The sequence below is a fragment of the Reichenbachiella sp. MALMAid0571 genome, assembly GCF_040151475.1.
Classification (GTDB): domain Bacteria; phylum Bacteroidota; class Bacteroidia; order Cytophagales; family Cyclobacteriaceae; genus CAXBNB01.
The window spans coordinates 1-25,783 of the sequence record NZ_JBDKWG010000084.1; the positions used below are offsets into that span (position 1 = coordinate 1).

The 25,783-nt window shown below is 37.2% G+C and carries 20 protein-coding genes; 9 read left to right on the top strand and 11 right to left on the bottom strand.

Features of this window, described 5'->3' with window-relative positions:
* The first annotated feature begins 447 nt into the window (after positions 1-447).
* Complete coding sequence (locus tag AAOP42_RS02325; RefSeq protein WP_349526845.1) at positions 448-1,386, top strand: hypothetical protein; 939 nt, start codon at positions 448-450, stop codon at positions 1,384-1,386.
* 430 nt (positions 1,387-1,816) lie between these two features.
* On the opposite strand, the gene AAOP42_RS02330 is transcribed toward AAOP42_RS02325, so the two are convergent.
* The 3 genes from AAOP42_RS02330 to AAOP42_RS02340 form a co-directional block, all read right to left on the bottom strand.
* Positions 1,817-2,326: a cupin domain-containing protein gene (locus AAOP42_RS02330; protein WP_349526846.1), complete on the bottom strand. Its 510-nt coding sequence runs from the start codon at positions 2,324-2,326 to the stop codon at positions 1,817-1,819.
* A gap of 3 nt (positions 2,327-2,329) precedes the next feature.
* Complete coding sequence (locus tag AAOP42_RS02335; RefSeq protein WP_349526847.1) at positions 2,330-2,722, bottom strand: DUF1398 domain-containing protein; 393 nt, start codon at positions 2,720-2,722, stop codon at positions 2,330-2,332.
* Between the two features lie 169 nt (positions 2,723-2,891).
* Complete coding sequence (locus AAOP42_RS02340) at positions 2,892-3,656, bottom strand: helix-turn-helix domain-containing protein (RefSeq protein ID WP_349526848.1); 765 nt, start codon at positions 3,654-3,656, stop codon at positions 2,892-2,894.
* Between the two features lie 372 nt (positions 3,657-4,028).
* Between AAOP42_RS02340 and AAOP42_RS02345 the strand changes: the two genes are divergently transcribed.
* The 4 genes from AAOP42_RS02345 (at position 4,029) to AAOP42_RS02360 (ending at position 7,267) form a co-directional block, all read left to right on the top strand.
* Positions 4,029-4,376 (top strand): helix-turn-helix domain-containing protein, encoded by a 348-nt coding sequence (locus AAOP42_RS02345; RefSeq protein WP_349526849.1) that lies wholly within the window; start codon positions 4,029-4,031, stop codon positions 4,374-4,376.
* Positions 4,370-5,680 (top strand): type II toxin-antitoxin system HipA family toxin, encoded by a 1,311-nt coding sequence (locus AAOP42_RS02350; RefSeq protein ID WP_349526850.1) that lies wholly within the window; start codon positions 4,370-4,372, stop codon positions 5,678-5,680. The genes AAOP42_RS02345 and AAOP42_RS02350 overlap by 7 nt, the downstream gene beginning before the upstream one ends.
* 363 nt (positions 5,681-6,043) lie before the next feature.
* The gene (locus tag AAOP42_RS02355; protein WP_349526851.1) at positions 6,044-6,754 is read left to right on the top strand and encodes an endonuclease/exonuclease/phosphatase family protein; all 711 of its coding nucleotides are present in this window, start codon (positions 6,044-6,046) and stop codon (positions 6,752-6,754) included.
* Between the two features lie 111 nt (positions 6,755-6,865).
* The gene (locus AAOP42_RS02360) at positions 6,866-7,267 is read left to right on the top strand and encodes a nuclear transport factor 2 family protein (RefSeq protein ID WP_349526852.1); all 402 of its coding nucleotides are present in this window, start codon (positions 6,866-6,868) and stop codon (positions 7,265-7,267) included.
* A 52-nt stretch (positions 7,268-7,319) separates the two neighbouring features.
* Here the strand turns inward: AAOP42_RS02360 and AAOP42_RS02365 are convergent, their stop codons facing one another.
* From AAOP42_RS02365 to AAOP42_RS02395, 7 genes are all read right to left on the bottom strand, one after another.
* Positions 7,320-9,539: a polysaccharide lyase family 8 super-sandwich domain-containing protein gene (locus AAOP42_RS02365; protein ID WP_349526853.1), complete on the bottom strand. Its 2,220-nt coding sequence runs from the start codon at positions 9,537-9,539 to the stop codon at positions 7,320-7,322.
* Positions 9,540-9,588: 49 nt separating this feature from the next.
* Entirely contained in the window at positions 9,589-11,460 is a 1,872-nt protein-coding gene (locus AAOP42_RS02370; protein WP_349526854.1) for a heparinase II/III domain-containing protein, read from the bottom strand.
* Positions 11,461-11,501: 41 nt separating this feature from the next.
* The gene (locus tag AAOP42_RS02375) at positions 11,502-12,911 is read right to left on the bottom strand and encodes a BNR-4 repeat-containing protein (RefSeq protein WP_349526855.1); all 1,410 of its coding nucleotides are present in this window, start codon (positions 12,909-12,911) and stop codon (positions 11,502-11,504) included.
* 463 nt (positions 12,912-13,374) lie between these two features.
* Positions 13,375-15,171, bottom strand: coding sequence for a RagB/SusD family nutrient uptake outer membrane protein (locus AAOP42_RS02380; RefSeq protein WP_349526856.1), 1,797 nt, complete (start codon positions 15,169-15,171; stop codon positions 13,375-13,377).
* A gap of 21 nt (positions 15,172-15,192) precedes the next feature.
* Positions 15,193-18,639, bottom strand: coding sequence for a SusC/RagA family TonB-linked outer membrane protein (locus AAOP42_RS02385; protein ID WP_349526857.1), 3,447 nt, complete (start codon positions 18,637-18,639; stop codon positions 15,193-15,195).
* A gap of 242 nt (positions 18,640-18,881) precedes the next feature.
* Positions 18,882-19,901: a FecR family protein gene (locus tag AAOP42_RS02390; RefSeq protein ID WP_349526858.1), complete on the bottom strand. Its 1,020-nt coding sequence runs from the start codon at positions 19,899-19,901 to the stop codon at positions 18,882-18,884.
* 164 nt (positions 19,902-20,065) lie between these two features.
* A complete protein-coding gene (locus AAOP42_RS02395) occupies positions 20,066-20,710 on the bottom strand; it encodes an RNA polymerase sigma factor (RefSeq protein ID WP_349526859.1) in 645 nt (214 codons plus the stop codon).
* Between the two features lie 386 nt (positions 20,711-21,096).
* Here AAOP42_RS02395 and AAOP42_RS02400 point away from each other — a divergent pair, with 386 nt between their 5' ends.
* Genes AAOP42_RS02400 through AAOP42_RS02410 form a run of 3 tightly spaced genes read left to right on the top strand, consistent with a single transcriptional unit; the run spans position 21,097 to position 23,956 of the window.
* Positions 21,097-21,753 (top strand): DUF4290 domain-containing protein, encoded by a 657-nt coding sequence (locus tag AAOP42_RS02400; RefSeq protein ID WP_349526860.1) that lies wholly within the window; start codon positions 21,097-21,099, stop codon positions 21,751-21,753.
* Positions 21,753-23,057: a UDP-N-acetylglucosamine 1-carboxyvinyltransferase gene (gene murA / locus AAOP42_RS02405; RefSeq protein ID WP_349526861.1), complete on the top strand. Its 1,305-nt coding sequence runs from the start codon at positions 21,753-21,755 to the stop codon at positions 23,055-23,057. Before AAOP42_RS02400 ends, murA begins: the two co-directional genes overlap by 1 nt.
* A gap of 23 nt (positions 23,058-23,080) precedes the next feature.
* Positions 23,081-23,956, top strand: coding sequence for an SdiA-regulated domain-containing protein (locus tag AAOP42_RS02410; RefSeq protein ID WP_349526862.1), 876 nt, complete (start codon positions 23,081-23,083; stop codon positions 23,954-23,956).
* 2 nt (positions 23,957-23,958) lie between these two features.
* Here AAOP42_RS02410 and msrB read toward each other — a convergent pair whose 3' ends face one another.
* Positions 23,959-24,447 carry a peptide-methionine (R)-S-oxide reductase MsrB gene (gene msrB, locus AAOP42_RS02415; RefSeq protein ID WP_349526863.1) on the bottom strand — a complete coding sequence of 163 codons (489 nt, stop codon included), beginning with the start codon at positions 24,445-24,447 and terminating at the stop codon, positions 23,959-23,961.
* 163 nt (positions 24,448-24,610) lie between these two features.
* Here msrB and AAOP42_RS02420 point away from each other — a divergent pair, with 163 nt between their 5' ends.
* Positions 24,611-25,768 carry a class I SAM-dependent methyltransferase gene (locus tag AAOP42_RS02420; protein WP_349526864.1) on the top strand — a complete coding sequence of 386 codons (1,158 nt, stop codon included), beginning with the start codon at positions 24,611-24,613 and terminating at the stop codon, positions 25,766-25,768.
* Positions 25,769-25,783: the final 15 nt, after the last annotated feature.

Here is a 25,783-nt window from a genome sequence, read left to right on the forward strand (position 1 = left end):
TCCGGTTTAGCGCAAAAACAGGAAAAAAAACCAAAACCAAAACCGTATTCGAAAAAGGGACGATCAAAATCTAATTTTAGGTTCTGAAAATTGAATTTTTTACTCTCCTGATTATTGAAAGTCCGACAGACTCCTAGGAAAAAGTATTATTGGTGTTCAAATTATATGGACCAGTGCTTCTTGCATTTTAATGATATTAAGTCCGTTTCTTCAAACGCTATTTTCACTAAAAATCCCACTATTTGTAGCATTTTTAATCGTCCTTATTTGTATTAATGTGTTTGTCATTCTAAAAAACGGAATCAGTTTGAGTCAGAATCATGAATTAGATATTAAACTGAAAAACAACATTTTATAAGCACTGTCATAAGATTGACATAAAATTGACGCTATAATTTTAGGATAAATTCAAAGGCCAATTTTGAATTTTACCAAAAAAAAATTGGAATGAAAATATTTAAAAAAATCCTACTCGCCTTATTGTTCATTTTGACGTCATCAAGCATCGGTGGATATTTCTATTTTGACAAAAAGTTTACTCCATTGGAAAATTACCTACAGGTTGCATATGTTTCGGAAAACATACCAATCAAATGGATTTCAACTAACAACAACTCACATTCCGCACTGCTGTTACCCGTCTATCTTAGAGGAATTGACAAATTATTTTATATGCAATTGGATTTTGGTTCACCCATCACCATTTTTTACAGAACCTCATTACAATCCATCCAAACAAAGTTTCGTGAACAAATTTCAATTGACCACACAACAAATCTGATTAATTTAGATTTCAATCTGAAAAACATGCAGGTTTCGTCTAATACCTTCAAGGTGATTGATTATGGAGACAAAGTTGACTTTGAAAATCCAAATACTGAAAATATAATAGGTACATTGGGAACAGACTTGTTGGAAAAGCGAATAATAACTTTGGATTTCAAAAATAATCTCTGTTCTTTTTCTGAAAAGATGCAGGTAAATGGGTTTACTGAATTTGAATTCAAAAAACGCAGAATCTTATTTCCAGCAAAAATCGGAAATGAAAGTCTAAAACTAATGTATGATTCCGGAACAAGCGGCTATGAACTGATTATCAGCAAAAACGATTGGGAAAAATACAGAACTATAAATGGCAAAGTAAAAACTAGTAAGGGAAATTCGTGGGGAAATACGCTGAAAATAGTTTCTACAACTGCCAATCAAAAAATTCAATTTGGCGATACCATACTAACTCTTTCGGAGGTTACTTACATAGAAGGAACATCCAAAATGCAGGATTTTTTAATGGCTCTATCAGGAATGCAGGGAATGATAGGAAACAAATTGTTTCTAAATCACAAAATAATATTGGATTGCAAAAACGAAAAGTTTAAAGTGGAGTAAACCCTTCTGCTAACATTATGTGTGAAAGCATGACCGCATAAGGCAGACACACAAACCAAAGCTACGATTCATACATGGGACATTGATCGAAATACCTCCCTACGGTCGTTGGATAACTGGCAAGTAAAGCACCGTTAGGCACAAGCGAAATGAACGACATAAATACCTAAAAGATGAAAAGACAACACGAATTAAACAGACAAACTATATTATTAGTCGTTGGAAGTTTATTTATGAGTTCCACTTTACTCACAAGACATTTCTTCAAAATATCTTTGGATTTAGAAGATTTTCTTTAATTTTTCATTCAAGTCATCTTTTTGTTTCCGGAGCATAACGTTTTTTGGCTTTACGTAGTGGCGGATTTCAGCACAAAACTTGACAAGAAGCATTCTCCCGTCATTATGCAAAACATTTATTGTAGCAGTTTTTATTTTTCGTAACGCATTGGTATCATACTTTTTTCGTCTAGCGAATAACTATCATTTTCGAGATATAATTTTTGAAAAGCCTGCAAGTCATTCGGTCTTTCGTCAAGCATTTTATACATCTTTCTAAAAAAGTCTTCCCTGCCAAGTCCTGGATTGAAAATCATTGTCATTTTTACAATATTGTCCGAATTATTGTTGTAGCCGTGAACTGAAAATCTTGGTATGTGAATTACTGTTCCGGTTTCTGCTGTTAGTTCGCCTTTGGCTGTTAAGACGGTCAATATACCTTCACGAATAATAAATGTTTCATCCATTTCTTTATGATAATGCAATTTCGGACCTCTTGCGTTGGCTTCCATTTCTATCTCATACAATCCGAATTGATTGTTGGTTAAAGCGGTTGGAATAATTACTTCAAGCCTATTTCCGTGGCTTTGGAACTGTTCGTTTTTAGGTGATGGAACGATGATAGCGTCATCGTTCCATTCTTTTGAGAGTAAATCTTTCATAGTTTAATTTTGTGGGATTTCTTCAACCAAAATTTCATTTCCTTCTTTATCAAAATACGTACAGGTCATTTTCTCCATACAAACAGTCCATTTTTCTATACCAAGTTTCGCACTGATTCCGATAAAAGTCGGATAATCCGTTTTACCCTGTTGATGCTTCTTCAGATCTGCTTTGAATTGTTCTTTGTTACATTCAGATGCAATAATCAATGGTATGTATTTAGCAGGAGAAGTGGTTTTGTAATCATTTTCTCCATAATAATCGGTGTGTCCATCTGTTACAAAGGTTTCGTAATAAGTAACACCTAATTTTTTGATGTCCCCAATGTATGCAGGAAAGTCTGCTCCTGATTTCACTTTGCTGTGAGCTGCTTTGATTTGTTCTACTGTAAACATTTTTTCTTGTTTTTTTAATTAACGATTTGTTGAATTACACGCAACCATAATGCTCAACTTGATAGTATGATTGTCGATATTAAAATTGATTTTACCATTTGCTTTACATTAAGATTACAATGCAAAGTTGCGATGGTGAAAAACCCTGTAATTGTAAAAAATCGTTTTTCTACAAGAAGCGTTTGAAGTTTTCGGGAGTGTCTCCTGTAAACTGTTTGAAGTCTTTGATAAAATGAGCTTGGTCGAAGAAATTATTTTCGTAACAGATTTCAGTCAGCGTTTTGGTTCCGTTCAAATTTTCAAGAACGGAATTGAAGCGAACGATTGAAGCAAATTTTTTGGGTGTTGTTCCAACTACTTTTCTAAACCGCTTTTCAAATGGACTTTGACTGATAAACAATTTTTCGTTTAGCTCTTTTATGCGGATAGTTCCATTACTTTGGTAAATGAGTTTAACTGCTTCAACAATTAACTTGTCCGTTTGAATGTCTTTGAGTTGAGATGCTAAAAACTGTTCAACGATTTTTATCCGAAGTTCATCTGTATTAGCTATTGCTAATTTTTCTTCTACTTCCGTTATGCTGTTTTTATCAAAAATGTCGTCAAGTGAAAGGCTTAAATTAAAGAGCTCGTTGGCAGGATGTGAAGCAAAATGAGTAAAGCCAATTTCTGTAAAGTAAACCAATATAGTTCCTATGTCTGCCGAATTTTTGAAGACTTTGTAACCGTCAGTAATTCCTGTTATTCCTGCCGTTGTTAGTTTACTTTCACTGTTGTCTTTTATGATGGCGAGTTGTCCTTTGTATTGAAAACCAATAACAATTCCTGATGATGGGAAAACTTTATATTTATTTTCCAATTCATTCTCCGACACTACAAAATATTTGATGTAGGGTTTTAGTTGTTCAGTCGGAAAATGTTTGTCAAATTTCATTATTTTCTCTGTTGGTACTAGGTTCTCTAAATTGCCTACAAAAATCGTATAATGCGCATTATCTATCTTATACATATCAAATCTAATAGATTTTTAATTTGATTCCTTCATTCTAGAATACACATGTTTTACCATTTGTAACTGTAATAAAAAAGCAAGCACAGGACCCTCTGCTTTCTACCTCCCAATTGCCATCGCAAGCCGTTGTGTTTATTTTTTTATTTAAAACAAGCTATTTGAATGAATTTTAATGCACTAAGTGGTATTTTTAGTATTTACGAATGATAATTCATACATAATTTGCTTGATCAAGCAGATTGTTTTATTATTTTTGAATGATAATTAATGCACTAAGCATATAAAAACACAATTATGAATGATAATTCATACACCGATTGGAATTCAATGAGTGATAAAGCCCTGATAAGAATGATCGGAACCTTCATCCAGCACCACAGGTTAAATCAAAACAAATCACAAAGCGATATAGCCAAAGCCGCCGATATTAGCCGTTCCACACTGAGCTTACTGGAACGGGGAGAAAAAGTAACCCTAAACAGCTTGATACAGGTGTTACGGGTACTCGACTTACTTCACATAATGGATGCTTTTAAAATTGACAATCAAATAAGTCCGATAGAATATGCCAAACTGCAAAAAAACAAAAGAAGTCGTGCGAGAAACAAGGATGGAAATTCAAATGAAGTACTGGAATGGTAGATGTAGTAGAAGTGAAAATATGGGGGCAATTGGTTGGGGCAGCCCGCTGGGATCAAAATCAGCAATTGGCTGGTTTTCAGTATGACAAAAAATTTCTTACAGGAAACCACGACCTCTCGCCTATAAAAATGCCTTTACAAAATGGCGATCGAATATATAGTTTTCCTGAATTGAGAAAACAAAAAGGCCAGGAGACATCCACATTCAAAGGGCTTCCCGGATTGTTGGCAGATGCACTTCCTGATAAATATGGCAATCAGCTGATAAATGTATGGTTGGCACAAGAAGGAAGGCCTCCCAATAGTATGAATCCTGTGGAGCAATTGTGCTTTATCGGATCAAGAGGAATGGGAGCTTTGGAGTTCGAACCCGCTCAACTAAAATCTAACCAAAACACATTTGCAATAGAAATTAAAAATTTAGTTGACATTGCTCAAAAAATGCTGTCAAATAGAGAAACTTTTGAGACTAACATTCACAGGGATGAGCGAAAGGCAATCAGCGAAATATTAACGATCGGAACATCTGCTGGTGGTGCAAGACCAAAAGCAGTGATTGCTTTTAACCAAAAGACAGGCGAAGTACGATCTGGTCAAACTAAATCTCCCAAAGGTTTCGAACATTGGTTGATTAAACTTGATGGTGTAAGCGATGCTCAATTTGGAGAGAGTCATGGATTTGGAAGAGTTGAATACGCTTATTACTTAATGGCCAGAGACTGTGGAATAGAAATGATGGAGTGCCAATTGTTTGAAGAAAATAAAAGAGCCCATTTCATGACAAAAAGGTTTGACAGAGAAGGGAATGACAAAAAACACCATATTCAGACTTTGTGCGGAATACAACATTTTGATTACAACAACCTTCAAGGATTTAGTTATGAACAATTATTTCAGACAATGAGAATACTTAGAATGACATATCCTGAAGCGGAACAAATGTTTCGAAGAATGGTATTTAATGTTATGGCAACCAATTATGATGACCACACCAAAAACTTCTCATTTAGGCTAAAACAAAATAGCAAATGGGAACTTTCCCCTGCGTATGATGTCTGTTACTCCTATGATCCAAACAATATTTGGGTTAGCCAACATACATTAAGTATAAATGGAAAACATAAGGATATCAAAAAATCGGATCTCATGAAAATAGCTACAGATAACAACATTAAAAGGGGTGAAAAAATAATTGAAGAAGTAAAAACAGTAGTATGTGATTGGGAAAAGTATTCGACCCAGGCGAAGGTATCATCAAAGTTGAGCGATGTTATTTCAAAAACCTTAATAGCTCCCAAATTTTGACTTTAGCCAGATATCTATATACCTGGCCTGCTCTTTATCAATCACTTCACTTTAGTGATAAAAACATAGCATTTAACTTCCAATACCTCTCTAAAACCAACAATTGACATTTACATACCAAAATAAGCTACTACCAACTTGAAGCTGGTAGTAGTTTAATGGAAAAAATATTGCAAGATGTAAACAAACTGACTGAAATAAGTACTATTGCCAACAGCGTATAAACGCAATAACGGCTGAATTTTCTACCGAAAACTCAGCCGTTATTGCTATATTTAGTACATTAGTGAAAAATACTCGCACATTTTCTCGTTACTGACATTTACACAAACCGTTGGCATTTATTTAAAAACAAACTCGAAATTGAAGATTGTAACTTGGAATTGTAATGGAGCATTTAGAAAGAAGTTTGAACACATTTTGGACTTCAATGCTGACATTTATATTATCCAAGAATGTGAAAACCCAGCAGAATGTCGTCACCTAAAATATCAAGAATGGGCTGAAAACTACATTTGGATTGGCGATACCAAAAACAAGGGACTTGCAATTTTCACTAGACCTGAAATTGAATTAAAGAAACTCGATTGGTCAAACAAATTCAAAGACCATTATGTAAAGCACTTTTTACCGTGCAAAATAAATCAAGACTTTGACTTACTTGCTGTTTGGACACACAGAAACAACTCACCGAATTTCGGCTACATTGGACAACTATGGAAATACTTACAAGTCAATAAAGACAAACTAAATACGACAATTATTGCAGGAGACTTTAACAGCAACACGAAATGGGATGAATGGGATAGATGGTGGAATCATTCTGACATAGTAAACGAGCTAAAAGAAATTGGAATTGAAAGCCTCTACCATAAATACACAGGCGAACAACAAGGAGCCGAGACCAATCCGACTTTATATTTCCAGCGAAAACTTGAAAGACCTTATCATATTGACTATGTTTTTGGTGCTGAAAGATTTTGTAACGGACTAAAAAAAATTGAAGTCGGAGAAGCAGATAAATGGTTAGAAATAAGTGACCATATGCCAATTATATGCGAGATTGACGAATAAAAAATAAAAACGATACGCTAGCCTCCGTGCCGATTTGAAACTACCGTTTTAAACCCCACACTACACATAGCCGAGACGATTGATACCAAGCAACTGAAATAACACTCTAAAATGAAACTAAATATTAAACCCGATTGTGGGAATGCTCCCAAAAAAGAACTGGTTAAGAATCTAACCATATATTTTGCTTCATACGATATCCAAAAAGTGATGAATTACTTAGAAAATGACATCAAATGGACTTTGGCAGGTGATGAGCCCATTGAAGGTAAGGAACGGTTTGGAGCTACTTTGAAAGAAATGAGTGATAATAAAGTATCTAAATTAACCATTCACAGCATTATTACACACGGGAAAGAAGCAGCCATAAATGGTGAGATGCTGATGGAAGATGGAAATACATTTGCATTCTCAGATTTCTATGAATTTAGCAGTGCCAAAGGCACAAAAGTCAAATCAATTATCTCTTATGTCGTTCTGAACAATAAAAAACCAGTTGCCAGCAATGCATAAACGACAATAAAAATCTGCTCATAAACCGATATTTCATATTTGTCTAATTTCGTCACAACTTTACTGTAACACTTTCTCCTGCATAATTCCCCTGCGGCAAATCAATAGAAATTTCGCTTACCTTCTTTTTTTCATTCCATCGGATTTGATATTGCTCTCCTTCCCTTTCCATTTTAGTCGAAATGGAAAGGTTTATTTTTCTCAATTCCCTGTTAGGGTCAGATACTGATATTTCCTTAATATTTTGCCCATCCGTTTTTAACAGAACTATACCCGGACTGTCACTAGTAAGCTTTGCATTACTGTTAAGCTGAATTTCCCCTGCCTTATAAAACACCACCTGATACATATTTAACCTTATATGTTTGACAGCTTGGAGTTCAGGAGTATTTGATAAAATGGCTATGTTTTGTTGAGAAGTACCTTGTTCCAGTTGTGGCACTGTGGTGGCAGGCGCAACGATGTAGGCGTACGTTTCACCTCCGGGTTTTGCGCCATGATCAAGCCAGAGTTTGAATACATCCAGACTAATTTCTTCCTTTGGTGAGTCGGTTTGTTTGTTGATTTTCCACCATGATCCGGTTGCTTCGTTATTTTTAATATTGACTGTGGCTGGCTCAGGAAAGATATATCCAATCCCGTCCTGAAAAACCCAGTCTGTATTTTCATAAGCTTTTTCTCCTTTAGGAATAACTGTTTTTTTATTATTAGTCGAAATAGTGACATCATCTCTCAACAGACACTGATTGAGCGTGGTAGCAACTGAAAGGTCACTCTTAGAAGAAATCCCCGCACCCAAACACACATATTCCTGATCAAAAAAGAACCAGGATTTTCTTGCACACAAAGGATCATGAGGGCTGTTGAAATCAAAACCCACAGCACCGTATTTCCCATCGGTAACTGCTCCTACGAAATCCGTTTTTCCCAATTTTTGAATTTCCTTTTCTGAAGGAAGCATTGGTTTTTGTAGTATAGTAGCACCCGGGATTTTCTGATAATCAAACACAGGAGCTATATCGTAATACTCGTCTCCAGTTATGGAAATATGATTGGTACCGTCTCCACGATGATGGTTGAGCAACCCTTCGCTGTTGTAAGGCACTTCCATATTATGCACTCTGGTTGAATACATTCTTACCGAAGTAAAAAAGTCAGGCCGTTGAAAAGTAAAATGTTCGGAATTCCAGAAAAAAGTAGCATGAGACAAAGTAGGCTTTTTCCCCTTATTTCTGATATCAGCAATTTCCTGAATTTCATCTTTACGATAATTTGTTGTAAGTAAAAGTCTTTCTGCTGTTTGAGCACTGTAAGCATGCAATGTGCCCTGGCGGCTTATACTGCGGTTTTTCGCTCCTGCATCAGGATATTTACCATAGACAGCCGTTTTACAAATACCATCCAGAAAATAATTTACCAGATGTTCCAGCTTTTCACCTGAAAATGCATACTGTGTGCCAGTTGCATAAACTGCCCATTCAACAAAAGCATCGGCATAACCCAGACCATAAGAAATAGTGTTGTTTACTGCATCTGTCCGGTGGTGAAAACTATAATCATATTGCATGCCTCTTCCATTTGCATTTCTCGAACTAAACCCACTTTGGATGGGGCGAATACCATAGCCGTATTCCATTGCCAAACTGCTGGCAAACTTTATTTCACTTTCAATAACATTGATTACTTCGTTAAATTTTTCTGCATCATTGATAAACAAGAGATTTTTAGCGTGTATGCCTGCTATTTTGATGCGATCACCTCCGGGACGAGCTCCGGGCGCATCTATTTGTGCCCTGCCAATCATTGGTTGTATTTTTTCAACCAAATCATCCGGCAATTCATTTCCTATTATCAACATTAAAGTGACCATAGCATTTGGTGTACCTATTTGGTTGTGCCACCAGTTTTCACAGATATAGTCGTTATCAACCCAATGTTGCAGTGCCAGTTCCAGGGTTCTTTTTACCTTTTTGTTGCGGTAAAATCCGGAGCTTTTCTTTTTGTATGCACGTGCCAGCTTTACCTGATTCGAAAGATGGTTTCGATGTTCAAAAGCTGTTCGCGACACATCCTGATAATTAATGCCTGGCCAGGTACCATCATTGTTTATTGATTGAATCAAAGTTTCAATTTCAACGTCATCAACCTCCGGTTTCATTAATTCTTTTACCACTTTGGATCGGATGATTTCGAGATCTGTCTTTGCTAGCGAGATATGATGAAAAATCAAGATATTCAGAAAAATGAACATACTGGCATATAATGTTTTCATAAGATTTTTATTGAAGGTTAGATTATAACTAAGTTACCTATCGGAAAGATCAATCTTCTGAGAGCCTGACTTTTAAATTCAAGGTACCATTTTCAACAGTCCATGCAGGAATTCTAATTTCCAGTCTTTTGAGCCCTTCTATCTGGCGATCCAATTCGAGAGGTGCAGGATCCAAAGACATCACAGAAACTGTATATTCAGGATGTGAAAGATTGTCCAGTTTTAAAGTTTTACCATCCTGTGTTAATACTGCACCACCTTTTACTACTTCCACATCGGCAGTAGTCATTAACTGCCATGTAATCATGGATGTTTTCTCTGAAACTTCTATTTGATCTTCGATTACCAATGAAACATTGCTGTCTTTCGTAAATTTTCTTTTGGCACTTTTCAATTGCCCTGCAAATGTTGGGGAAAGGTCGATCGTAGCTTCAGGTGATGTTCCTGATTTAAAATCTGTGATGGTAGCCATACCGTCCACCACATGCAATTGGTCGTTTACAGAAATGGTACTGTGCCCAAAATTATTTTTGGTAAGCAATGTCCACCTTTCACAATCCTGACATCTTCCCCACAAATTGAAACCTGTTTTTTCCAATTCGTGATAACTCTGGTTTCCGGGATCAACCACCCACCTTACTCCATTCAATTCAAACACAAAAGAACCTCCATCCATATTCCCGTGATTTACAGTACCCCTGCCGCCTTTACCACCGAAATAATATTGTTTGGGATCATTTTTCTCTCCTGTAAATATGACTACAGGATTAGATCCTCCACCTTTCCATGCTGTTGGAAGTGTTCCAGAGGTCTCTTTTTTAAATTGCGATAGCCATACAAGACCAGCTCCGTCCAGCCGTCTTAATTCACCTATATCTTCTGCTGGCCTGAGGAAACGGTCTTTTTCATAAAAAGCTTCCTTTCCTGTTTTAGTAGCAAACCAGGCAAGGGTCACGTCTCCATTGTCGCTCCTCTTGTCACCACAATCAGCAAAATTGTAATACCAGCCGGAAGGAGCATTCATCAGCACTTTAAACACTGCGCTCTCTTGAAACGCAGGATAATCTGCCAAACCAAAATCGGTTCCGAAAGCACTTTCAAACATAGCTACTGTAGTAACAGAAAAGCTGGTGCCGTAAGTCCAATAAGTCGAGCCCTCGGGATACACCCCATCAGGGCCGTATTCTACCAAAGCATGCGGCATACCGTCCAATGCCCGACTGATAGTTTGTGCTGCCAATTCAGGGTCTTTTTCTGCTATGGCTATGGAAGCTGCTATCATTCCCCCATGACACACCTGATTCCAGTTGTTGGTGCCATTGACCCACCCGGTGTTTCCTTCTTTGTTATAACTGGGTTTAATACCCTTTTCTATTAAGGCATTAATAGCCAGGTCTATAGTAGGTTTTGGTAAATTGCCGGCAGTCCAATCAAGCGCAAAAGCAACAGCCATAGACATTTCTGCTACATCCAGGTAGTGAGAGGGATTCCAGTCAGAAAAATTGCATACTGCCAATACTTCTCCATTGATTCTCTCTAATATTTTCGGGTCTTTTTCTATTCGATAAACCATGCCGAGCATATTAATACGGTAAAGCATTTTCCTGGATACAGACAGCAACCTCCTACCCGTTTTTATTCTTTCAAGAAATGGTTCTTTTTGTATTTCAATAGCATTGAGTTGAATCGCTTTATACATATTCTGTACTACAGGGTCAGATTTAAGTTTGCTTTTCAGGTTTTTCTCAATCTGGCTGTTTAAAACCAACCTTGGCTGAGATTTCCTGAGTTTGCTTTTCAAGAACCTGACCGTCATGGGGTTTTCCAACTTTGGAATGTCCTCATCTGCCAATACATTTTTGGGCAAAACCAGTACAATACAAAGAAAAAAGAGAAACAAGTAGCCAATTTTAGTTTTCATAGTGATATAGTTTATTGATTGAATAGCATATGTTTTATTTGTCAATTTATTTTGAGAGGTTCTTCAAAATCATTTTCCATTTCATAAGGTAGTTTCCAGATATTGCCTTCAAAATCCCCAAAATACAATTCTGATTTACTCAGTTTGTGAGAGTCTCCATCTGACCAGAAAAAGCAAAAAGGTGCTTTGTAGTTAATTGGCCTCCTGACATAGCTGTGACTCAGTTTACTGTTACTTGTAAGTATCCTGGTTTTTTTCCACTTCTTTCCTCTATTGTTAGATTGCCATATAGCCAGTTCACCACCTACACCATAATCTTGAGAACCTGGCTCAGTGGGGCCGACTACTTTCCAATTTTTACCTTCAATAAAAATACTGCCCATGTCATAGTTATGATCCGATGTAGTAATCAAATTGGTTTGCCAATTCTTACCATCCCAGTTGGTCACGCACCATTCATAAGGGGTACTTTTTGGTCCCGGCTCATGCCCCTTGCTTCTAATGTAAAGACATAATGGATTCCCGTTTCTATCAAAGCCCATGTCTTTCAGGTATATGTTGTTTCCTTTGGTTTGATAATCTATTACCCTCGCCTTACTGTCTCTATATATCAGTGGGGTATTCAGTATTTCGCCAGTTACAGTAGTCCATATTTTAGCAAAATCAGTAGTTTGCACATAATATAAATCGGTGCGTTTATCTACATTTCCATTAGGGTGACGATTGAAAAAAGTACCTACTTTGTTTTTCCCATCGCTTAGGCTGGTCTGGTAATGACCTGACTTTTCTCCCTGGTTGACTGGAATTGCCGCCAGTAACTTGTCCTCCGACCATTCCATTCCGTCTTTACTTGTTTCATAGTACAGTTGTCGAACTCCTGTGTATTTTGTAAATAAATGAAGAAACCCGTCCTTTGTATGCCAGGGTTGAGGGTATGTAAATTCTTCTGTCGAAATCAATTCGAATGTATTAATGTCATAAGGCCTGGTACTTTTAAATTTTAACCCGGGACGCTTATTTCCCCTGCCACTCACAAATACCCAGATATACCCATCAGGATCAATAGACAATGAAGGATTGTCATGAGGGTCATCCACTCCATTTTTATCATACACTAAAGTTGGCTTAGATACCAAACCCGTTACATGATTGAATTCACCAATCATACATTGCAGGTGCCTTTGATCGACATCAATGGTGCCGCCGTAAACGAAAAATGTTTTATTGACTTTTTCTGCATAGATCGCCAATGGAGTATGTTTGGCAGTATAAGTGGAAAGGGCTCCACTGTATTTATCACCGTATTCATATTTTTGATTCAGTTCGAACCAAATGCCTTTATACCCATCTGACTTTATATTTCCGGCTTTTTCTTGTGCTTTAGATGAAAATCCTGAAACCAGGAGAAATAAACAAAACAGATTTGTAATTATATGGATTGAATTATTCATTCTTTTCATCTAAATAATAATTACTTCTTTGCGATAGTATCCGGACACCTCACTTAAAAATCATGCGAGATGAAATATAAAAGATACAACAAATCAGTGGAAGTATATACTTCACAAAAAATCTTTAATCATCGGGGAGAAGAGCATTGTTTGGTACTCTTCAGAAGGGTTAATATTTAACTCAGAAATTATAATTATTAATTCTAAGTTATTTCAATTCACAAGATAAATCAATTGTTAATGCACATATATATTTATATAAACAAAAAAAGAGGCTGTCTCAAAAGTTAAACAGTTGCCGGACTCCTGACTGCCGTTAGGCAAGTTGTTCCGGCATCCCTTTGGAAACGCAGCAATAGCTGTTTCCAGGACAGATCCCGGAATACCTGTCTGACTGTCGTCAGACAGGTATTCCGGGAATTATTTAACTTTTGAGACAGCTTCTTTTTAAACTATTTACCTGTTATTCAATCCATCCAGGATTTTGTCCCAGATTAGGGTTTTGGGATATAGCATCTATCGGTATTGGCCACAAATAATGCTTGCTTTCATCAAATACAGGTGTTTCATAAGAAGTACCTTTGTAAACGTCAAGATAATCTACTCCATCTATTGTTGACGTTAGCACACTGGCATCTCCATCGGGATCAAACCGTGCTTTTGCAGCAGCATCCCAACGCATACCGTAATCCCTGACCTCCAATTTCTTGCCTTGTTTCCAACGTCTCAGGTCATTGTAACGAAAACCTTCCATAAACAATTCCACCCTTCTTTCACGACGTATTTCAGCAAGTACAGCAGAAATACCATCACTGGCATATTTAGGATCCATGGGAGGATTGGCATCCAGATGAGGCATACCTACCCGGTCACGAAGCAGGTTGATACTGATATCCAAATCCGCTTGTGAGATGATTCCTCCACCTAATTCAGCTTTGGCTTCAGCATAGTTTAGCAAAGCTTCAGCAAATCGCAGTACAATCGCAGGAGTAGTAGAAGAATTATAAGATGCATAAGAAGCAACTACTTCGAAGTTCTTAATGATATGATAACCTGTGTAACTGGACTGCCCACCTGGCATTCCCTGAATACGTGGATAGGCATAGGCATCAAAGGGGTGATTCCCATACTGATATACCTGCTGATCCTCAGGATGAAGTACGGTTTGTCTTAGTCTTGGATCACGATTTTCAAACACATTTTCATATACCGCATCTCCAAGGTATAAGCCTGACAAGGTGATAGGCTGACCATCAGTACACAAATAATCCTCTACCATACTTTTGGTAGCACCACCATTATACCCTTTATGATAATTGAGTGCATGATTGGTAAAAATACCAGCTTCATACCTTCTCCAATAGAGTACTTCAGGGTTTCCTGACAAATCGGTCAAACGGTGCAGTTCATTATATGCAGTGGCAGGATTACCACTCTGATAAAGTGAATAAGGACCATCATCCATCAACTCCTTAGAAGCATTTGCAGAAGCAGTCAACCATGCATCGGCACCAGTCAATCCGTGATACTTTCTCCAGGTACCTTCAAACAAAGCCACTCTTGACAATACCAACAATGCTCCCCAACGGTTGATTCTACCAGGGGCGTTTCCATCACCCCAATCACTCGGAATGTTTGCCACAGCGAAATTCAGATCTTCCAACACCTTGCCCATAACTAAGTCACGATCATCCCGCTCTCCATTCAATATTTCGTCATCATCCACATTCAACTCATGATCTACCCATTGGACATTACCAAATTTGGATACTTTGTCGGCATAAAACCAGCCCCTCAACAAACGTGCTTCCCCAATGTATTTGTTTCTTACCTCATCTAAAACATCAGCCTTTCCATAATTGTCCAAACCAACATTGACGGCTCTGAGAAAATTCCATCCCTTGTATCCGAAAAGTTCCGGACTGTTTGGAATAGAGTGTTTTCCGGCACGCTTTTTGGCATAAAAATCTTGCCTGGAATGACGTGGAGCAGTATTATCAGACCAACCATCTTGAAAAATGAATCCCCTGCTTTGGCTATCAAACCCTTCATCGTGCCCGACCAACATAGGCACATTGTCTTCATTTCGTGCAAGATGGTAAATACTATTGTTGTACACCACTAAATCATTTTCTGTATTCCAAAAGGATTCTGTACTGATTTTATCTAATGGAGATTCTTCCAAAAACTCATCGTTGCAACTGAAGGACAGTAGTGCTGCAATGACTACCATAAATATTTTTACTATATAATTTTTCATTTTGTTTTCCTTTAAAAGTTACTAAAATGATACTTTCAAGCCCAACGAATAGATACGTTGTTTGTAATATTCCTGAGTTAAAGTAGGCCTTACTTCCGGATCAAGTGGCTTACGCATATTTGTGAATTCGAACAAATTCATTCCAGACACATATACTGATGCACTAGACATACCTATCTTGCTTGTAACGGTCTCAGGAATGTTGTAATTCAACGTTAAATTTTTCAAACGAATGTAAGAACCATCCTGAACATAGCGGCTTTGAGGTTGCACATTTTGTTTGGTATTTGTTGAAATATGCGGTGCAGGAAAGTAAGCATCCCTATTGGTTTCACTCCAGGTATCCGTGATGTAGTAATTTTCTACATGACCTGCATTGAATGGGTAAAATGCCACCCAATTGTCATTTGGTGGCCAGTATTGGTACTGCATCACTCCCTGAAAAAACATAGTCAATGAAAACCCTTTATAACCAACATTGCCAGTAATTCCAAAATTACCTCTTGGACGTTCGTAAGCTATGATCTGCTGATCTCCCGGATCATCCAAAGTATTGCTTCCTTTAGAAATAATACCATCTCCATTCAAATCTGCATACTTTATATCACCAGGTCTCCAATTGGCACCATCTGGTATTTGAGACTGATCAGGGGCATTGTCAATTTCATCCTGGGTCTGGAAGATGCCTTCGGTAACATATCCCCATCTCTCACCAATGATTTGCCCAACATAACGCTCGTCGAGAGAACCTGTAGGGTTGTCGTATTTCGTGATTTCAGCTTTGGAATCTGCCAATGCCAATGTTATTCCGTAATTCCAGTTGGAATTGATTCTGGTTCTCCAAGTGGCTGAAATCTCCCAACCACTGGTTTTTAAATCTGCAGCATTGGCACGAGGTGCATCTGTACCCAGAATATCGGGTAAGTCAACATTTGTTAACATATCCTTGGTTTCTCTGGTGTATAAGTCAAAAGTAAAGTCTAATCGATTGTTCAACATCGTGAAGTCAAGACCCAGATTTTTACTGGTTACAGACTCCCAGGTAAGTGTGGGACTAACAAGCCCTGCAGCAGACACATAAGGGGATCTTGCTCCAGATGAAAACATATAAGGTGACGAATTTGATCCTAAGGTTGCTATTGCCGGATAGTAATCCGGAACACTCTCACCATCTACAGTTTTGAATAATAATTGATTACCCAAAGTACCATAAGACAATCTTAGCTTCAGGTTATCCAACCAACTGGAAGTTTCACTCATGAATGATTCATTGGAAATTCTCCATGCAGCAGAAAAAGATGGAAAAAATCCAAATCTATCGTTGGTAGGAAACCTGGAAGTACCATCATAACGACCATTAAGTTCAACAAGATATCTATCTTTGTAGCTATAGTTGAATCTATAGACTACTCCTCGTATTGACACAGCTTCTTTACCTCCATTTGTTATTTGACTACCAGTGGTAGCGTTCAAATCTGTAATATTTGGCGTAATCAAACTAAACGCCTGAGCACTAATGTATTTGTACCTACCCCATTCCTGATTAAATCCTATCATGGCTTTGATGTAGTGTCCATCATTGTTGTCAATGGTATAGTCTGCATAAGTATTTACTACATAATATTGATCATTATCAGAGCGGTTTAAAATGTAATCTGTTGCACTGAATCCATTACCTATTATTAAATTGGCCAAATCAAAATTATCAATTACATCAACTTTGCTCCTTACATCTTGTGCATCCCTGTGCGTGTAGTTAACTGAAAATTCTCCTCTGATGTTCAATCCCTTAATTGGGCTGATAGATGCTCCCTGAGTCAAAATAATGTCATTTCTATCCCAGGTATCGCGACCACCTTGTTCGAGATAAGGAAGGAAGTTTACACTTGCAAAATGCATACCCTGATACTGAGCATAATCATCATGATCCCCGGGGGTCAAGTAATAATCCAGATCTGGGAATGAAATGGGGTTAAGAGGGTTTACTCTGGCGAAAGTATTGATATTGACATCCCAGTTATAAAAATGAGGTTTGTTACTTTTCTCTGTGGTAACAAGTGCTCTTGAGTCCAGTTTTAACCAATCATTGATTTTAACATCTCCTTTGATCAAAGCATTGTATCGTTTGAAACTCTCATTTTTATCTTTGTTTTTCAGGTAACCATCCTTGTTGAGATAACCTATTGAAACATAATAAGAAGATTTGTCTGTAGCACCTGAAATGGTCATGTCATAACGCTGTTGTGGAGAATAATCTGCCAAAACCTTGTTCTGATAGTCATTGAATCCATAAAACCTGAGATTTCCATTATATACTCCCCAGGCATTCTCTTCTGTGGGATTCTCACTGTACCTTTTAGTGCCATCAATCATATCCTGATCAAACCCATCACTTCCATTCGTGCGTTGATTAGCCAACATTCTCGCTTGTACATATTTATATGGATCGGTTACCGGGTCAACAAACATGATAGGCTTTGCTGCTGCATAATCTGCCCCAAAAGTCACCTTCATTTTACCGTCTTTTCCTTTCTTGGTTTCGACCAATACCACACCAAAAGCAGCTCTGGCACCATATACGGCTGCTGCCGCAGCATCTTTCAAAACACTAATGCTGGCTATATCATTAGGATTCAATTTGTTAAGATCCATAGGCACCCCATCTACAAGAACCAAAGGAGCCCCACCATTGATGGATTCATATCCTCTAATATTGAACTCAATAGCTGCAGCCGGATCACCATTTCTGATATCAACATTTAGGTTTGGAATAACACCCTGCAATCCCTGTCCAACACTTACAATTGGTCTATTGTTAAGAACATCCCCATTAACAGCAGCTACTGAACCTGTAAGGTTGGTTTTTTTCTGAGTACCATAACCTACTACTACGATTTCTTCTAACTGCTGAGCATCAAGTTCCATAGTCACATCAACAATGCTCTGATTGCCAACTATGACTTCCTGAGTGATATACCCAACAAAGGAGATCGCCAAAGTAGAGCCTTCTGGTACTCTTAATTTATAATTACCTTCTATGTCGGTAGTAGTTCCGGAAGTCGTTTCTTTAACCACAATACTCACCCCAGGTAAGCCTTCTCCATTTTCATCCATAACTTTCCCGGAAATATTCACATCAGCGACTATCTCTACACGATTTAAGTTACCTTTTAGATCATTTTTTAAAATAGGAGAAGCTGAAATACTTTTGTTTACCTGTTTAAACTTCAACCCAAATTCTTTGGACAATTCAAGTAATACCAGATTTACAGGCCTTTTGCCAGCAGTCAACTTGAAGTCTTTCTTCTTTATCAGGTTTTTTTTAGAATATGCAAATTCGAACTCTGTCTGATTTTCAATTGATTTGAATACTTCTTCAACATTATCATAAGAATCGAATACATCGATATAAACTTCTTTAACACTCTTATTTTGGGCTGCTCCATTGCCTGCAAGTATAAATGTCAAAAAACACGTCTGTATTAATATGCCATATAAAGTGTATTTTGATAGCAATTTTATTAGTTGTAAATAGTTTAATTCCATAATTTTGTACAATTACGTTTAACAAAAAATTTTATACCCCATTGCTCTTTTCCTCACTGTTTGCCGACAACTGGAAATGGTTTGGGGATTTAAGGTTTTGATTCGGCAGTATCATTTTATCATACTGCCGTTTTTTTTAACTTGTATCTGTCATGTTTTTTTGTTTAATGTCCTTCAATATATACTGCATTTCTCTTGATTTTATAGGTGAAATTTAATGAGTGTGCTATGCTATTCAACACATTGGGTAGTGTCTCATTTTTATACATCCCATTAAAGGAATTGGATATTTTACCTGAGTTTTTCAACTCGATACTAACACCATACCACTGCTCCAAACGACTCACTACTTCATCAATACTGCTGTTTTCAAAAGCTATAATGCCGTCTTTCCACCCCAAATCCATGATTGCATCTATTTTCGTTTGGTATAGGCATTTATCAGAATAAACCGCTTTCATTCCAGGCTCTAAGAATAAAGACATGCATTTTGAATCACTCTCGCTAAGCTTAGTATTTTCAACTTTCACTTTACCTGACACCAGAGCAACCTGAACCTGATCAGGGTTTATGGCATTCACTGCGAATTTGGTTCCCAGCACAGTAGTACTGATGCCTCCGGATTTTACAATAAATGGTCTTTCTTTTTCATGTGCAACTATGAAATACCCCTCTCCAAATAATTCCACTTCCCTGCTGTCGCTACAGAAGACTTCCGGATAAATCAATTTACTCCCTCCATTCAGTTTGATTTTCGTGCCATCAGACAACTGCACTGTGAGTTTCGTGCCCTTTTCTGCATGTTTTACTACGTACCTCGAGGAATTTTCTTGGAAAGAATTAAAGCTTCTATCTGTTGAATAATATTGAAAAACTATCAATGAAGAAATCAAAAAAGTAAGTACAGCCGCTACTTTTAGCCCATTTCTAAACAGAGAATTAAAGTAACCTTCAGTAATATTATTTTGAACTTCACTCCATGAAGAATCTATTTGTTCGTCACTCACCTTGTATTTTTGAAAAGATATAGATCTGATTATATCTCTACTTTCTTTCAATTCATCTACCTGATGGGGATTCATTTTCATCCAATTCTCCCAGTACTTGTTGGCCTCATCATCGCCTTCAGAGGCCACCCACCTTTGAAACCATTTATTTTTCAAATACTCTTCCTGATTTTTCATCAATTTGCACAATTAGTAAGAAGCACTTGTTCGCCTCTACACTACTATGAGTACAGGCCTTTGATGATTGCCCATGATTTTTTTATTTTTTTTCGAAAAATGTAAATTCAAAGCCAGAAAATGGTCTTGAATATCAGGTGTTAAGTGAATAAAGAAAACTTGAATTAAAAATTGGTTGCGTCTGGAAATTTGCGGCTGTTATTTCCTTGATTCAGAAAAGATGTATCTGGCCGATTTGTTAAGTTCAGAGAATACAGAATGAAAATAGCAATCAGAAGATCCCTTAAGTCATTGATTGATTTGTGTACCTGATTGTACGCCGTTTTAACTTTAATTCCCAATATTTCCGCCGCTTCGGAGTAATTTAAATCATTATAAAAAATAAGGAAAATAATTTCCTTTTGTCGGGGAGTAAGGTTTTCAACTCCTTTCTTTAATCTTTTTTCCAGTTCCAATTTATTTTCTGATTCAACCTGAGTCAAAGATGGATTGTATTTGACTTCAAATTCTTCCTGATGGTATTTTTCAGCCTGAAGTTGTTCTTTGATAGACTTTGAACGGTATTTTGTTATTTTGTTTCTAACAGATGTAAACAAATAAGGCCTGATAGATTTTATTTTAAGACGTTTACGGGAATTCCATATTTCAATAAATACATCCTGAATACAATCATTAGTAGCGGCCTGATCAATTTGAAATTGTCGGGCATAGTTGTAAAGCTCAGGATAATACTGTTTATACATTCTCTCGAAAGCAGCTTTATTCCCTGACAAAAATCTCACTAAATCAATATCAACTTCTTCTCTCACTACCTAGGTATTAAAAAAAAGACATTTTTAACTTGCAAATAAACCCAATTGTAATAAATATTTAAGACTTATCTTATTTCAGGGCAAACGCATTTAAAAATCAAACCTCCTTACCGCACCAGTTGCGGTATCTCTTAAAGCCACGGATTACCCTAAGAGACCCCTGAATCCCCGCCTGGCGAGGCAGGAGTCTGGGGCAGTAAGAATTTTTAAATGCGTTTGCCTTGTATCTTATTCATACTAATTTGATTCTTAATTTCGCCAAATCCATACAACCTCATTGACTCACCAAATTTACAACTTACTCTATTTTAAATTTAATCCTATTTAAACCAATAGTTTTTAATTATTACCTTAATTTTGGTGCGCCTAAAAGCCAAATACAAATGATGAACGATTATAACACGGTAAAAGAAAGATTGATACTGAAGGAGTACGGAAGAAACATCCAAATGCTTGTTCAACACCTGCAAAAAATAGAAGATAAAGAAGAAAGGGATAAGAAAGCAGAAACCCTTACCATCTTAATGAAACAAATCAACCCGGATATAAAAGACACTCCTGAGGTAGAACAAAAACTTTGGGATGATATTCACATTATTTCTGATTTTGAATTAGATGTAGAAGGACCATTTCCCAAACCTGCAAGAGATGTATTGTACAAAAAACCTCAAAGAGTAGCCTACAACACTAATCAAATTACCTTCAAACACTTTGGTAAAAATATAGAATTGCTGGTAGAAAAAGCAACTACGATTGAAGACCCTGAAGAGCAGGAAGCCGCTATTATCCACATCGGCAAATTGATGAAAACTTTCTTTTATTCTTACAACAAAGACATTATCGACAATTCCGTAGTTTATAAGAACATAAGAAAACTATCAAATAACAAGCTTGACATTGACATGAATAAAGTCAATGAATTCAATCTCTTTGAACCTCAAAAAAGAGATCTTCGACGTGACAATGAGAGCAAACCTCGTGACACTGAAAACCGGTATAAAAACAAAAATAAAAGGCCTTTTAAACGCAGAAAGAATTAATGGCTTCATTCCGAGTGACAGGTGGAAATCAGTTAAAAGGAGATATTACACCACAAGGAGCAAAAAATGAAGCGCTCCAAATCCTATCAGCAGTTCTACTTACATCAGATCCTGTTAAAATCTCAAAAGTCCCGAACATAAGGGACGTAAATAAGCTTATTGACCTGCTGGCATACATGGGTGTGAAAGTAGAAAAAACAGGAGAGGAATCTTATACCTTTCAGGCTGACGATGTAGATGTTGCCATTTTGGAAACCGAAGAGTACAAAAAAATGGCGTCTTCCTTACGAGGATCCATCATGATTATGGGGCCTATGCTGACCCGCTTTAAAAAAGGGAAAATACCACAACCCGGTGGAGACAAAATAGGAAGAAGAAGACTCGATACTCATTTCTCTGGTTTTCAAAAACTCGGTGCTGAATTCAAATACGACAAAAAAACAGGGTACTATAATATCGACGCATCACATTTAAAAGGATGCTACATGCTACTGGATGAGGCTTCTGTAACGGGTACAGCCAACATAGTAATGGCTGCATCTATGGCGGAAGGCACAACCACCATTTACAATGCTGCCTGCGAACCCTACCTCCAGCAATTGTGTACCATGTTGAACAACATGGGTGCGAAAATAACTGGAATAGGCTCTAATCTGCTAACAATTGAAGGAGTAGAAAAACTACATGGCACTGAGCATAGAATGCTGCCTGACATGATTGAAATAGGCAGTTTCATTGGTCTGGCAGCTATGACTGGTTCTGAGGTAACTATCAAAGATGTGAGTCTTAAACATTTAGGCATCATACCTGAAATATTTCAAAGACTTGGAATAAAAATGGAATTCAGAAATGATGACATTTACATTCCTGAGCAGGATCATTACGAAATAGAAACTTTTATTGACGGATCGATCATGACTATAGCAGATGCTATCTGGCCGGGGTTTACTCCTGACTTAATCAGCATCGCATTGGTGGTAGCTACACAAGCCAAGGGCACTGTACTTATTCATCAAAAAATGTTTGAAAGCAGGCTGTTCTTTGTAGATAAATTGATCGACATGGGTGCCCAGATCATACTTTGTGACCCGCACCGAGCTACAGTAATAGGACTAAATAAATCTGTTCCTTTGCGAGGTATTCAAATGACTTCTCCCGATATTCGTGCAGGTGTATCTTTGTTGATAGCCGCATTGTCTGCTGAAGGCACAAGTGTGATTCACAATGTGGAACAAATAGACAGAGGATATCAAAACATTGACCAACGTCTCAACGCTATTGGAGCTATGATTGAAAGGGTGTAATATTTAGCTCAAATCCTAAGTTTATGAGACCCGTAGTACTTGCATCTTTCTGCATGTTGCTTAATTTTCAAGCATTTACACAAGACCAGTTTACAGAGCTTGAATTGATCTCTCTGTCACAATTGCAAAAAGAAAACAGTCTCAGATTTGACCTCAGCGGCATTGTTGTCATGAATGGAAAATACTATATCAATGCAGACAAAGAGCAAGACAACTTTATATATGAAATTGGCTTCTACAGCAATAAATGGCATATAAAAAGTAAAATCCCCCTTAACATTGAAGAGCTACTGGATTTAGAAGCCATTGACTACTGTAATGGGAAATTTTATCTGGCAAATGAGAAAAATGGCAATATCTACTCCAAACCGATATCGGGTAAAGCCATAACATTACCAATAGATTTCAACGGAGAAAAACCCTGGGAATGGAAAAATGCAGGTTGGGAGGGTCTGGCAAATGACTGTGCCAACAATATTTTGTACCTTGTAAAAGAACGACAGCCAAGGAAAATATTTAAAGTAAACCTATCTTCCAACAAAGTTGTAGATACTTTCAATATCCCCGAAACCGAAAGTAATGATTTTGCAGATGCAAAATTCGAAAATGGTTTTTTGTACCTGTTGGAGCGAAATGGCAATTTCGTAACTAAAGTAAACCCTGACACACACGAAGTAATCCAAAAAGTGAGCTATAAGCAAATCTGTAGCAACAAAGAAGGCAAGCTGTTTGCCCCTTCTACTTTTGGAATGGCAGAATCACTACTGCTGACAGCAGAAGAAATATGGATAGGGCTAGACAACAATGGTTTAGAAGTTTCAGGTTATGCCTCAAAAAAATATGGAATAAAAGGCAATGGCCCTGTAATAATCAAATTCAAACGGCCTGAAGGGTTTTAACTTTACTTCTCTTTCTTTTCAAAATTCAGAGAAACGGAATTGATGCAATACCTCAGCCCGGTTGGTGCCGGACCGTCGTTAAACACATGCCCAAGATGCGCATCACAACGACTGCATACCACCTCTACACGCTTCATTCCAAACGAATTGTCTTCTACATCACTGACATTTACATTATTAACAGGTTGATAAAAACTGGGCCACCCTGACTTAGAATCGAATTTGGTTTTTGATTCAAATAAAGGCAATTTACAAGCAGCACAGGTATAAGTTCCTTTTTCATAAAACTTGTCATACTTCCCTGAAAAGGCTCTCTCAGTTCCCTTTTGTCGCATGACATAAAACCCTTCATCACTCAATACCTCACGCCATTCTGCATCCGTTTTCTTTATTTTTTCCGAAACAGGAAATTTCGATTTGCTTTTCTTATCCTGCGCATGGCAAGATGTAACCGACAGAACCAGCAACAATAATAAACCTTGTATTTTCATATCTCCGTTGTTTTATTCAATAGCTTAAATTACGATAAATTTCATTGACAAGTCTATTATATTGAACAGGATTTCAAATTTACTTCGGGTAGCTGACATATTTTATAAAATTATCAGCCATCTCTTATTTTCAGATCCCGTAGCTACTGATTAACATTGTATTATGAAGGATTTTTTAGATGAAATAAGGAACTGTATTGATGCTGAGAGTTTTGTTAAATTAACTCTCAGCAAACCTTCAGACAAACAAAGTGAGCTAACCAATGTGTATGTTCGTCCGATTAAACTAAAAAACGAACCCCGCCTTTCTTTTACCTATAAATACAAAACCAATGACCAGGTCAAAAACTTTGATCTGGCGGAATCTGTAGAGCAAATCAAAACTTTGATAGAAGAGGCTTTCAAAAATGCTACACTCTTTACCACGCAAAACAACTGGAGCTTACAGACTAGTAAGAAAGGAAAAATATCCGTAAAAAAATCCCCCCCATCTCTTACAGAACCAGATGACATTTCGCACGATCGGTCAAAAACAAAAAGAGCAGATAGCAGTAAGCCTTATCTACACTTTTTAGGAATAACTGATAAAAAGGGAAATATCATTCCCAAAATGGCTGATAAATACAGACAAATCAATAAATATCTGGAAATCATAGAAGGGCTAATTTCTTCTGCCGACATGCCGGAAAACATCAGTGTGGTGGACATGGGGTCAGGAAAGGGATACCTAACCTTTGCACTGTATGATTACCTACAAAACACACTGAAATTAAAAGCACAAGTTACAGGAATAGAGCTCAGAAAAGAGTTGGTCGGCTACTGCAACCTTATCGCTCAGCAATGTGAATTTACAAATCTCAAATTTGAATGCAAACCGATTCAGGAATTTGAGCAAGATAAGATTGATATTTTGATTGCGCTCCACGCCTGTGATACCGCTACTGATGATGCCATTGCCAAAGGCATTTTATCCAAAGCACAATTAATCATCTGCGCACCTTGTTGTCACAAACAAATTCGCCAACAGGTAAAAGGCAAAGAACAGGAAAGTCCATTACTAAAATATGGCATTTTCAAAGAAAGACAATTCGAAATGGTAACCGATACCATTCGGGCACTAATTATGGAAGAGCATCAGTACCAATCAAAAATATTTGAATTTGTATCCAACGAACATACCCGTAAAAACATCATGCTTGTTGGTGTGAAATCTCAAACTAAAAAAGCCAATATAAGCAGAGACAAAATCGACAGTATCAAAAAAGAGTTTCAGATAGACGAACACTATCTTGAAAGGTTAGTTGATAAACACATAAGCTAAATACCTCTTCCTGTT